The organism is Bacteroides celer (assembly GCF_002632415.2).
Taxonomy (GTDB): Bacteria; Bacteroidota; Bacteroidia; order Bacteroidales; family Bacteroidaceae; genus Bacteroides.
The window spans coordinates 519,971-533,080 of the sequence record NZ_CP178209.1 but is presented as its reverse complement, the minus strand read 5'-3'; the positions used below and the strand labels follow the sequence as shown (position 1 = coordinate 533,080).

The following is a 13,110-nucleotide window of genomic DNA, read 5'->3' as shown; positions in this document are numbered from 1 at the left end:
ACACCCGATTATGAAAAAAGAAATTACTAGACTCATTTGTGCCGCCATCTGCTGCACGCCCATTATAGGATTTGCCCAGACAGGTGACAAGTTCACTTCGACTGACAACCTTTATAAAGAAGGGAAAGAACTTTTCCAAGAAAAGAATTATGCAGCTGCTCTGCCGGCATTGAAAGCATTTGTAAAACAAAAGCCTGCAGCCAGCCTTCTTCAGGACGCAGAATATATGCTAGTCAGTTCGGCTTACGAACTGAAAGACAAAAACCGCATCGAACTCCTCCGCAAATACCTTGACCGTTATCCTGATATTCCATACGCTAACCGTATTTATGCGCTGTTAGCCTCCTGCTATTTCTACGAAGGAAAATATGATGAAGCACTGGCACTTTTCAACTCTGCCGACCTCGATTTGTTAGGTAATGAAGAACGGGACGACTGCACCTACCAACTGGCTACCTGTTATCTGAAAACCGATAATCTAAGAGAAGCAGTCATCTGGTTTGAAACTTTGCGTGCCAACAGCCCCAAATACGCCAAAGATTGTGATTACTATCTTTCCTACATCCGCTATACACAAAAACGTTATAGTGAAGCATTGAAAGGTTTCCTTCCCTTACAGGACGACTCGAAGTACAAAGCACTCGTCCCTTATTACATAGCCGAAATTTATACGCAGCTCAAAAACTATGATAAGGCACAAATTGTAGCTCAAAACTATCTGTCAGCCTATCCGAATAATGAATACGCAGCAGAAATGTACCGTATTCTGGGAGATGTCTATTACCATTTCGGACAATATCACCAAGCCGTAGAAGCATTCAACAATTACTTGAATAAGGATCACTCGGCTCCCCGCCGGGATGCCCTTTATATGCTGGGACTCTCCTACTACCAAACAAAAGTATACTCCAAAGCAGCCGAAACATTAGGTAAGGTGACAACTGACAACGATGCCCTTACCCAAAATGCATATCTCCACATGGGACTCTCTTATCTGCAACTGGCAGAGAAAAACAAAGCACGCATGGCTTTTGAACAGGCAGCCGCCTCCAATGCTAATATGCAAATCAAGGAACAGGCAGCTTACAATTACGCTCTTTGCCTGCACGAGACTTCTTTCTCCGCTTTCGGTGAATCAGTTACTGCCTTCGAGAAATTCCTGAATGAATTTCCGACTTCTCCATACGCTGAAAAAGTCAGCAGCTACCTGGTAGAAGTTTACATGAATACACGTAGCTACGATGCAGCTTTGAAATCAATCGACCGGATTGCCAAACCAAGCGCGCAAATATTGGAAGCCAAACAAAAGATACTGTTCCAATTAGGAACTCAATCTTTCGCTAACGCCGACTTCGAACAAGCTCTGAAATATCTGAACCAATCCATTGCCATCGGACAATACAATCGTCAAACCAAGGCAGACGCTTACTATTGGTGCGGAGAATCCTATTACCGTCTAAACCGAATGGTAGAAGCCGCGCGTGATTTTAATGCTTATCTGCAACTCACCACCCAACCCAATAACGAAATGTATGCGCTTGCCAATTATAACTTAGGGTATATCGCTTTCCACCGGAAAGACTATACGCAAGCAAGCAATTATTTCCAAAAATACGTTCAACTGGAGAAAGGTGAAAATGCAACTGCACTTGCCGATGCATACAATCGTATTGGTGACTGCCACCTGCATGTACGTAACTTTGAAGAAGCCAAACAGTATTATTCGCAAGCCGAACAGATGAATACTTCTTCCGGAGACTATTCTTTCTATCAGCTGGCTCTTGTATCCGGTCTGCAGAAAGACTATACCGGTAAGATTACCTTGCTGAACCGTCTGGTAGGAAAGTACCCTGCTTCTCCTTATGCCGTAAACGCTATTTACGAGAAAGGACGTTCCTATGTTTTGATGGACAACAACAATCAAGCCATTACCTCTTTCAAAGAATTGCTTACTAAATATCCTGAAAGCCCGGTCAGCCGGAAAGCTGCCGCCGAAATCGGATTATTATATTACCAAAAAGGAGATTACAACCAAGCAATCGAAGCCTACAAACAGGTTATTGAAAAATATCCGGGCAGTGAAGAAGCACGCCTTGCCATGCGTGATTTGAAATCTATTTATGTAGACCTCAACCGTATCGACGAATTTGCAGCTTTAGCAAATGCCATGCCGGGACACATCCGTTTCGATGCTAACGAACAAGACTCGCTTACGTATGCCGCCGCAGAAAAGATTTATGCACGAGGCAGAATGGAAGAAGCCAAAACAAGCCTCAACAAATACCTGCAAACTTTCCCGGAAGGAGCCTTCAGCCTGAACGCACATTATTATCTCTGCCTGATCGGAAACGAGCAGAAGAATTATGATATGATTCTTCTCCATTCCGGTAAGTTGTTGGAATATCCAAACAATCCGTTTGCAGAAGAAGCACTGATCTTGCGTGCTGAAGTGCAATTCAACCAGCAAAATATGGCTGAAGCATTGGCTAGCTACAAAATGCTGAAAGAAAAAGCAACCAACGTAGAGCGCCGCCAACTTGCTGAAACGGGTATTCTGCGTTGCGCCTTCCTATTGCGAGATGACATAGAAACCATCCATGCAGCTACCGACCTGCTTGCAGAAGCCAAACTTAGTCCGGAGCTAAGAAATGAAGCTCTTTATTACCGTGCTAAAGCCTATACCAAGCAAAAGGCTGACAAGAAAGCAATGGAAGACTATCGTGAACTGGCCAAAGACACACGTAACTCTTACGGTGCCGAAGCTAAATATCAGGTTGCACAATCCCTCTACGACGCAAAAGAATATGCCGCTGCAGAGAAAGAGTTGCTCAACTATATAGAACAGAGTACGCCACATGCTTATTGGCTAGCGCGCAGTTTTATCCTTCTATCCGACGTCTATCATGCTACGGGTAAAGATCTGGACGCACGCCAATATCTGCTAAGTCTGCAACAAAATTATCAAGGGAATGACGATATTGAAAGCATGATTGAAAGCAGACTTAGTAAATTGAAAGTTGAGAATTGAGAATAAAAAAATAGAAAAGTATGAAACGATCTCATTATATAATAGGAGGACTCGCATTGGCAATCTCAATGCCATCCTGCCTTCAAGCCCAAACCACCCAACCGAAGGATACAACAATGACCCGCACGGTCGTTGTGGAACAAGAATATAACCCGGACATTATGGATGCTTCGAAAGTGAACGTCCTGCCTAAAGTAGAAGAACCGACAGTGAGCAAGAAAGAAGTAGAATATGCTACAACATTCTTTCCGGCCACTTCCGTTCCGGCAGGCCTGATGCGCCCCTATACCGGAAAAGAAGTTCAACCCGGCACTACCCCGGGATATGTACGTGCCGGATATGGTAATTATGGCAATTTGGATATTCTTGCCAATTATTTATTCCGTCTGTCGCAGAAAGACAAATTGAATGTACGTTTCCAAATGGATGGAATGGATGGTAAGTTAACTCTTCCCTTCACAGATGGAGAAAAATGGAATGCATTTTATTATCGCACACGCGCAAATGTAGATTACACACACCAATTTAATAAACTGGACTTAAATATTGCCGGAAACTTCGGATTGAGCAACTTCAACTTCCAACCGGGAAGCGTAAACAGCAAGCAGAAATTCACATCCGGTGACTTCCATGCGGGCATTCATTTCACTGATGAGACTGCACCACTGCGTTTCAATGCAGAAACAAATCTGTTGATGTATGAACGTCAGCATAACATGTTCAATGAATCTGAAGCCAATACAGGTATCAAGGAAACAATCATACGCACCAAAGGCGATGTCACGGGAGCTATCGGCGACCAACAATTAATAACTATCGCTTTGGAGATGAACAATCTTCTCTACAACGGATATACAAAGAATGTTTCCACCGGAGATGAATACTTCAAAAACTACACAACGCTTCTTTTAAATCCATATTACGAACTGGATAATGATGACTGGAAATTGCATATCGGAGCCAATGTAGATTTATCTTTCGGATTTGATAAGTCTTTCCGTATTTCACCCGATATCACTGCACAGTATATTTTTTCTGATAGCTACATTGTTTATGCAAAAGCAACCGGCGGTAAGCAATTTAATGATTTCCGCAGATTAGAAAGTATCTGTCCTTACGGTGAACTGCCGGAGGCAAATACCACTGCTACTTTGGGATACGTACAACGTCCTTATGATACTTACGAGCAAATCAACGGTAGTATCGGATTCAAAGCAAGCCCTTATCCGGGACTTTGGTTCAACGTGTTCGGTGGTTATCAGAATCTAAAGAACGACTTATCTTATTTAGGTTTTGACCCAAGTAATATTCATTCAGGCTCTTATCTTTCTTTTGCTCAAGATAATACAAATAATCTCTACCTTGGCGGTGAAATCAGTTACGATTACAAAGATATCCTCGGAATATCAGCTAAATATACTTACCGTAATTGGGACAGCAAAACAGAGGAATATCTGTTGGCTGTGAAACCTGTCAGTGAAATGTCTTTCAATGTACGTATTCATCCGATCTCTGCTCTTAACATAAATCTAGGTTATGATTACATCAGCCGGAAAGAAGTGAAAGAGTATGCAAAAATGACCGCAATTAATGATTTGCATATCGGAGCCAGCTATAATGTATTCAAAGGAGTATCCGTTTATGCTCAAGTACATAACCTGCTGAACAAGAAATATCAATATTATTTGGGCTATCCTACGGAAGGATTCAATTTCTTGGGAGGATTGAGTTTCCGGTTCTAAGAGAAATAGACAGAATATAATAAAAACACAATATGCCCACCCGTACTATTCGAGATGGGCATATTGCATTAAATATCATCTTATTTCATTTTAATATATACCACCGAACGTCCTGAATCAAATTTTAAGATTTACCATATTAGCCTTTACCTTCACAGATGTAAATTTCAAGATTTTATTAAATTCTCCTTATAATATAAGGTAGGGAGAATCTTTTTTTTTACTTTTGTCCCCGAATATTGTGGTACAAGCCATTATAAAAGAAAGAATTATGCAGAAAAACCTTGTCATTGTCGAGTCTCCGGCAAAAGCAAAAACGATTGAAAAGTTTCTGGGGAAAGATTTCAAAGTCCTTTCTAGTTACGGACACATACGCGATCTGAAGAAAAAAGATTTCAGTATCGACGTAAATAATGATTTTAAACCCAGCTACGAAATCCCGGCAGACAAAAAGGCGCTGGTTAGCACACTGAAGACAGAAGCTAAAGAGGCAGAAACCGTATGGCTCGCATCCGATGAGGACCGCGAAGGAGAAGCGATTGCCTGGCATCTGTATGAGGTCTTAAAACTAAAACCGGAAAACACAAAACGAATCGTATTTCATGAAATTACGAAAAGCGCTATTTTAAAAGCGATTGAGCAACCACGCGACATTGACCTCAACCTCGTAAATGCACAGCAAGCACGACGGATTCTGGACCGTATCGTAGGTTTCGAACTCTCTCCCGTGCTTTGGAGAAAAGTGAAACCGGCACTCTCTGCCGGACGTGTCCAATCAGTTGCTGTCCGCCTGATCGTTGAGCGTGAACGTGAAATACATGCTTTCCAAACGGAAGCTGCTTATCGTGTCACTGCCGTATTCCTCGTTCCGGACACAGACGGAAAACTGGTGGAAATGAAGGCTGAACTGGCTCGCCGTATCAAAACAAAAGAAGAAGCAAAAGCTTTCCTCAACGCATGTCAGGGAGCAAGCTTTGCTATCGACGATATTACTACCCGCCCGGTCAAGAAAACGCCTCCTGCTCCGTTCACAACATCTACATTGCAACAGGAAGCCGCACGCAAACTGGGATATACCGTAGCGCAGACCATGATGCTCGCGCAACGCTTATACGAATCGGGATTCATCACTTATATGCGTACGGACTCTGTCAACCTCTCGGAATTTGCGACAACAGGCAGTAAAGACGCTATCATCAAAATGATGGGTGACCGCTACGTACACCCCCGTCACTTCGAAACAAAGACTAAGGGTGCACAAGAAGCGCATGAAGCCATCCGCCCTACCTATATAGAAAATCAATCCGTTGAGGGAACAGCACAGGAAAAGAAACTGTACGACTTGATCTGGAAACGTACCATCGCTTCACAAATGGCAGATGCTGAACTGGAAAAGACAACTGCTACAATTACAATGAGCAGTGGCAGTGATGTATTTACAGCTATCGGTGAAGTGATTAAGTTCGATGGATTCTTGCGCGTATACCGTGAATCTTATGATGATGACAACGAACAAGAAGATGAGAGTCACCTACTTCCTCCTCTGAAAAAAGGCCAAAAGTTGGAACATGGGCCTATTATCGCAACCGAACGTTTCACCCAACGTCCTCCACGCTATACGGAAGCAAGTCTTGTACGCAAGTTGGAAGAACTGGGTATCGGACGTCCGTCTACATATGCACCTACTATCTCTACCATCCAACAACGCGAATACGTGGAGAAAGGTAATAAAGACGGGGAAGAACGACAGTTTAATGTCATGACATTGAAAGATCGTCAGATTAAGGATGAAAACCATACTGAAATTACCGGTGCAGAAAAGGCGAAGTTATTCCCAACGGATACCGGCACTGTGGTAAATGATTTCCTTACCGAATATTTCCCAGACATTCTGGATTTCAACTTTACCGCCAGTGTAGAAAAGGAATTTGACGAGATTGCAGAAGGAGAAGTGAAATGGACTTCTATCATGAAGAATTTCTATGATAAGTTCCATCCGTCTGTAGAAAACACATTGGCTATCAAGACGGAACATAAAGTAGGCGAACGTATTCTGGGAGAAGAACCGGGAACAGGCAAGACTGTTTCTGTTAAGATTGGTCGCTTCGGTCCTGTTGTACAGATTGGTACTGTAGAAGATGAAGAAAAACCACGCTTCGCACAAATGAAGAAAGGTCAATCCATGGAAACCATCACTTTGGAAGAAGCACTGGAATTATTCAAATTACCTCGTACACTGGGCGAATATGAAGGAAAATCAGTCAGTGTAGGCGTAGGCCGTTTCGGTCCGTATGTCCTGCACAATAAGGTATATGTATCGCTCCCGAAAACACTTGATCCGATGGAAGTTACTTTGGAAGAGGCGGAACAACTCATTTTGGACAAACGCCAGAAAGAAGTGGAACGCCACATCAAAAAGTTTGAAGAGGAACCGGAACTTGAGATTCTAAACGGACGTTACGGACCTTATATTACTTATAAAGGTTCTAATTATAAAATCCCTAAAGATATTGTCCCGCAGGATTTAACGTTAAAAAGTTGTCTTGACTTAATCAAGCTTCAAGACGAAAAAGGAGCGAATCCAGCACCAAAAAAGAAATTTTCGAAAAAGAAGTAAGAAAATAAAATAAGAATGATGGCAGATATATAAAAAGATTTATATATCTGCCATTTATTTTACTCTGTGCGGATGGTACGACTTGCAAAAGTTGAATCGATAATTAAAAGAAAACGCCATCAAAACCTTTAATTTCTTTTTTTTAACCGTCTTTTTTTGATAAATTCATATCTTTGTCACGTAATATCAAAAGAAAGAGAAAAAAATGGCAATGCGCACTATATGGGAAACGGAGTTTGAAGAGTTGTTCAAAAAGAACTATTCTCCACTTTTCTACAATGCACTCGACTGGGTAGAGGATGCCGAAGCAGCCAAAGACATTGTCAGCGAATTGTTCAGCGAAGTATGGAGTCAGTACGAACATCTTCGCAAAGAAAAAATTGAATCTTATCTTTTCCGTTCTGTCCGCAACCGCTCCATCAATTATTTAAAACACAAATCCGTGGAAACTCAATACCAGCAATCTTTTCTGGAGATGAAAGAAGAGTTCATAGACGAAGATGCCGCCACGCATGAAGAAAACCTATGCTTAATCGACTTGGTGATAAGAAATTTCACGCCACAAACCCGTTTCATCTTTGAGCAATGCTATTTCGAAGGCAAGAAGTATCAGGAAATCGCAGAGCTGATGAATATCAGTGCAAGCACTGTACATAAACACATGAACAAGGCGTTTGCCACATTCAGAAAAGTTTTTGCGGAAAAGAAGAAAAAAGAGACTTCGGAAGGGTAGCCAATTTCGGGGAATAGTTGTTATATAATATATACATCATATATGAAAGAGAATCAAACCATAGAAGAACATTCATCTGAATTTGGACTAGACAAAGAGATGAACAAGTACATACTTCTCGCCCGCATGGCAGAGAAGCGGAAGAAAGTGGTTTGTCCGGACAGCGAACAGGCATGGCAAGCCCTCAAAAAAGCAAAAGAAGCGCAATCGGTTGCGAACAAACGGAAAACTGAAGCGTGGCGTATATGGGGAGTCGCACTCATCGGAGCTGCCGCAATGCTAGCGGGGATTATCTTGTTCAACTATCTCTTTCCGACAGGAAATGAGGGGACAGAGGCAGTCGTGGCAATGAGATATGATGAAACCCCACAAAGCATCACTTTACAAAACAAAGATCGATTAGTCGACTTATCCAACAAAGACTCCATATCATTTTTGGCTTCCGTTGCAAAAGGGACTGTCACACAGGACATTTCTCCCGAGCAAGCTGTCTCACAACGGCCGTCATCTGTTACCAAAACTCAAAAGCTCTCCACTCCACGGGGCATGGACTTTAAGGTAATCCTACCCGACGGTTCCGAAGTGTGGCTGAATGCGGAAAGCACCATCGAATTTCCGGCGGCATTCTCCGGGAAAGAGCGAAATGTGACACTGAAAGGAGAAGCCTACTTCAAAGTAGCCCGAAACGAACAATCACCTTTCATCGTCACCTCTGATAAAATAACAGTCCGCGTGCTTGGCACCGAATTTAATTTCAAAAGCTACGCTTCCGAAACTACGCACGTATCGTTGGTGAAGGGTTCAGTAGAAGTGCTGCATCCCAACCGGGAACAGCCGGAAATAAAATTGGTTCCCGGACAAGATGCGTGGTGCGACGAAACGGGAACAATCAACGTACGTGAAATTGACACATACGCTGTCACTCAATGGGTTAACGGGTTCTTCTATTTCGACAACCTCCCTCTGGTGGAGATTCTCCGGGAATTGGGACGCTGGTATAATCTAGGAGTCATTTTCCGCAACCCGGCATATATGCACTATAAAATACACTTCAGCGCTTCCCGCAATGAAGACATCCATCAAGCGGTAGAAAACCTGAACCGCCTGCGGAAAGTACAAGTAAAGATAGAAGATACCAATCTGGTCATTTATTAATCTATCTTTATCGAAGTTTGCCATCCCGGCCAAACGTTTGCAAAACTAGGCAAAATCAGAAATCCGACTAAGCATAAATCCCCTTTTACTATAAAAAGAATCACTTTCTTTCATTTTTTTTAGTTTTAGGGGTATCCGAATTACATAGTGAGTTGTTTTTATTTAAAAGTACATTCAAATTAACGTGTAATAGTTAAATAAACGATTCATTATGCAATCTGTAACAAAGAAAAGAGAGAAGAGTGGAAGGATTTGGTTCCTGATGCTACTTGGGTGCATACTGTCGATAGGCACAGCCTTTGCACAGTCCGCAGGAACGGACAAGCCCGCAACTGATCCGGGCAAAAGAATCACGTACCAATGCAATAACGAACAACTATCCACCGCCATCCGGCAGATAGAACGTTTGTCAGGCTATTACAAAATCCAGTTCGCCTATGACGACGTAGAGAAATATAAGATAACAGTCCAACTGAAAGACGCATCGGTGGAAAAAGCAATGACACAGCTTCTGAAAAACACTGACCTTCGCTATGAAATCAACGGAAGGTTCGTGCACGTTTTCACTGTAAAAAGACAAACGGACAAGAAAACAATTCGTGGAGCTATCAGAGATACCAACGGCGAACCGCTGGAAGGTGCAGCTATTCTCAACAAGGCGGAGAACAACGGAACGATTACGGACATGGAAGGAAACTTCGTGTTACCGGTGAGAAAAGAGACGGTTACGCTCGTCATCACCTATGTCGGCAAAAAGCCCCTGACGTATAAGGCAAAAAGTGGCACGGTCGTCCACATCACACTAGAAGATGACGCCACGCTGATGAGCGATGTGGTAGTGACGGGATACCAGAATATCGACCGCCGCCACCTGACGAGTGCCGTTACTTCCGTCAAAATGGAGGACATACAGATTCCGGGAGTTACCAATCTGAACCACATGCTTGAAGGGAAAATCCCCGATTTGATAGTTTCCAACAACAGTGGCGAAGTGAACGCCACTCCTCGTCTGCGTATCCGTGGTTCGTCTACCATTATCGGCAACCGTGAACCGCTGTGGGTGGTGGACGGAATCATCGTGAACGACCCGGTCAATCTTTCTTCGGACGTGCTGAACGACCCGGACTACGTGAACCGCATCGGTAACGCCATCTCCGGATTGAACCCGCAGGACATCGACCGTTTGGATGTACTGAAAGACGCTGCCGCTACGGCACTCTACGGTACACGCGCCGCCAACGGTGTAATTGTGATTACTACCAAAAAGGGACGCATCGGCAAGCCGGTCGTTTCCTATTCCGCCACGGCAACCATGCGCCGCCGCCCGCGCTATACGGACCGGAAAATAGATTTGATGAACTCGCAGGAGCGCATACGGTTCTCACAAGACTTGGTGGCCAACCATTATATTTATCCGAGCAATATGCCGGTTGTGGGTTATGAAGCGGCCCTTCAAAACTACTACAACGGAACCAGCACCAACGAGCAGTTCCAGTCGGAAGTGGCACGGCTGCAAACGATGAATACCGACTGGTTCGACTTGCTGACACACGACTCGTTCTCGCACGACCATTCCGTCAACGTGTCCGGAGGTTCGGAAGCCGTCCGCTACTATACCTCAATCGGATATACGGATGAAGACGACGTTATCAACAACACGACCAACCGCCGATACACCGCCACAGCCAAACTGGATATGACATTATCTAAAAAACTCCTGCTATCGTTCAACGTCAACGGTTACCTGAACGAAAGGGAATATACCCAGGATGATTTGAATCCGATTAACTACGCCTATAACACCAGCCGCGCCATTCCCGCCTATAATGCCGACGGGACTTACTCATATTACTTGAAACCGCTATCATACGCCAGCTTTGATTCGGGCACCACCCACATTGGATATAATATTCTGAACGAACTGGAGAACAGTTATCAGAAACAGAACACCAACGGATTCACGGCAACCGCCAACCTGCGCTACAACGCCACCGACTGGTTGAATGTGAGCGCTATCTTTTCCGGGACACTGACCAACGCGGATATAGAAGGCTATTGGGGAGAAAAAGGTTTTTACGCCAGCGACTTGCGCCGCTCGGAATACGGCGTAACTCCGCCCACCGACAGTATGCTGCCATACGGAGGGGAACTAAGCACGAATACTTCCAAAACAAAAAGCTATACCGGACGTCTGCAAGCCAATATCAATAAGTTCTTCGGTGCCGAAAGCCAGCATTACTTGAGTGCCTCCATTGGTGGAGAAGCCAACTCCAACCGTTACAATGGCTATCTGCATACACAGAGAGGTTATTATGCCGACCGTGGAAAGTCGTTTATCGCCGACATTGACCCTGCCGTATTCAACAACTATTATACAGGATTCGTCATGTCCAACGTGCCGACACTTACCGACAACCGGACCAACCTGCTGTCTGCCTACGCCACCGCTTCCTATAGCTACAAGGATTATTTCACTGTCAATGCGAACACCCGTTACGACGGCTCCAACAAGTTCGGCTCGAGAAGTAACGAGAAACTGCTTCCCGTATGGTCCGTATCCGGCATGACCGACCTGAAGAACGCGATCGGCATCCATGCCGACTGGCTCGACAACCTGACCTTCAAAGCCTCTTATGGCGAACAAGGCAATATGCTCGACGGACAGACACCGGTGCTGGTACTTAGAAAAGGAAGCCACAGCAGTTATTACGATGAACTGACTTCTACCGTTGCCCCCAATGGTTTCGCCAATCCCGATTTGAAATGGGAAAAGACACACTCTACCAATGTCGGTCTGGAGTCTTCTTTCTTCAACGGGCGTCTGACGTTCGGTGCGGAATACTATTATAAAAAGACAACGGACGCTTTCATGGAAAAACCAATCTCGGACATAAACGGTTATACCTCTTATATTGTCAATTCGGGAACGGTCATCAACAAAGGATATAACCTCAACCTGACCGTTGTCCCGGTGAAGACTGAAGATTTCAACTGGATATTTTCCACTTCCTTCTCCAAAATCATGAACGAAATGAAAACAGCCCCGGGACAAGAGACGTATGAGCTGGAAGATTTTCTCAACGGTACGGCCGTCGTCGAGGGACAGCCCATCGGGACATTCTATTCTTACAAGTTTGTCGGACTAAGCCCTGTAGACGGAGGCCCGTTGTTCGACGACTGGGAAGACCGCCAGAGCGAACTGAAAGGACTTAGCAAATATGATACCTACATCCGTGTACTCACTCCTTCGGGCAAACGCGACCCGGACATCACCGGAAGCATCAACAGTACGTTCAACTATCAGTCGTGGAGACTCGGCATCACGCTAAACTACAGCTTGGGAGCCAGCACACGCCTGTTCCGCATGATGAACAACTTCATCAATGGATATTCCGCCGAAATGAATATCAACCGCGAACTGCTGAACGCATGGAAAAAGCCGGGAGACGAGTTGACAACGAACATTCCCTCCACAATGAGCAGAAACTCCAACGGATACTATTACTATAATGCCCACTGGAGTTCCGGTTCTCCTTATGAAGGAACCAAAATTGCCGACGACGCATGGACGATGTATGACTATTCCGACTTGCGGGTGGTAAGTGCCGATTACCTGAAAATCGCGAATGTATCTTTGACTTACGAGTTTCCCAAAACCGTTTTAAGCCATTGGGGGCTGCAACGGCTCGCTCTGACATTGGGAGCTACCAACCTCTATACATTCTGCGACAGCAAACTGAAGGGACAGACACCCACGCAAGGCGGCTTCTCCGAAGTGCAACTCTCGGACACACCGACTTATACACTGGGACTGACTGTTAATTTCTAAAAAACC

Annotated in this window: 6 protein-coding genes; all 6 read left to right on the top strand. The window is 44.4% G+C overall.

The annotated features are described in order from the left end of the window. Nucleotides 1–10 precede the first annotated feature (10 nt). The 6 genes from CJF29_RS01680 to CJF29_RS01655 all read left to right on the top strand — a co-directional run bounded on the left by CJF29_RS01680 (nt 11) and on the right by CJF29_RS01655 (nt 13,104). Nucleotides 11–3,028, top strand: coding sequence for a tetratricopeptide repeat protein (locus tag CJF29_RS01680; protein ID WP_099145710.1), 3,018 nt, complete (start codon nt 11–13; stop codon nt 3,026–3,028). A 20-nt stretch (nt 3,029–3,048) separates the two neighbouring features. Continuing rightward, nucleotides 3,049–4,770 (top strand): TonB-dependent receptor, encoded by a 1,722-nt coding sequence (locus CJF29_RS01675; protein WP_099145709.1) that lies wholly within the window; start codon nt 3,049–3,051, stop codon nt 4,768–4,770. A 271-nt stretch (nt 4,771–5,041) separates the two neighbouring features. Beyond that, nucleotides 5,042–7,387, top strand: coding sequence for a type I DNA topoisomerase (topA, locus tag CJF29_RS01670; protein WP_074558696.1), 2,346 nt, complete (start codon nt 5,042–5,044; stop codon nt 7,385–7,387). 211 nt (nt 7,388–7,598) lie between these two features. Further along, the gene (locus tag CJF29_RS01665) at nt 7,599–8,120 is read left to right on the top strand and encodes an RNA polymerase sigma-70 factor (protein WP_175486905.1); all 522 of its coding nucleotides are present in this window, start codon (nt 7,599–7,601) and stop codon (nt 8,118–8,120) included. A 42-nt stretch (nt 8,121–8,162) separates the two neighbouring features. Then, complete coding sequence (locus CJF29_RS01660) at nt 8,163–9,275, top strand: FecR family protein (protein ID WP_074558700.1); 1,113 nt, start codon at nt 8,163–8,165, stop codon at nt 9,273–9,275. Between the two features lie 211 nt (nt 9,276–9,486). Beyond that, nucleotides 9,487–13,104: a SusC/RagA family TonB-linked outer membrane protein gene (locus tag CJF29_RS01655; RefSeq protein WP_254780841.1), complete on the top strand. Its 3,618-nt coding sequence runs from the start codon at nt 9,487–9,489 to the stop codon at nt 13,102–13,104. Nucleotides 13,105–13,110 lie beyond the last annotated feature (6 nt).

Excerpts from the sequence above, each read along its gene's own strand:
- CJF29_RS01680 (WP_099145710.1), top strand. The coding sequence starts at position 11 with ATGAAAAAAGAAATTACTAGACTCATTTGTGCCGCCATCTGCTGCACG.
- CJF29_RS01675 (WP_099145709.1), top strand. The coding sequence starts at position 3,049 with ATGAAACGATCTCATTATATAATAGGAGGACTCGCATTGGCAATCTCA.
- topA (WP_074558696.1), top strand. The coding sequence starts at position 5,042 with ATGCAGAAAAACCTTGTCATTGTCGAGTCTCCGGCAAAAGCAAAAACG.
- CJF29_RS01665 (WP_175486905.1), top strand. The coding sequence starts at position 7,599 with ATGCGCACTATATGGGAAACGGAGTTTGAAGAGTTGTTCAAAAAGAAC.
- CJF29_RS01660 (WP_074558700.1), top strand. The coding sequence starts at position 8,163 with ATGAAAGAGAATCAAACCATAGAAGAACATTCATCTGAATTTGGACTA.
- CJF29_RS01655 (WP_254780841.1), top strand. The coding sequence starts at position 9,487 with ATGCAATCTGTAACAAAGAAAAGAGAGAAGAGTGGAAGGATTTGGTTC.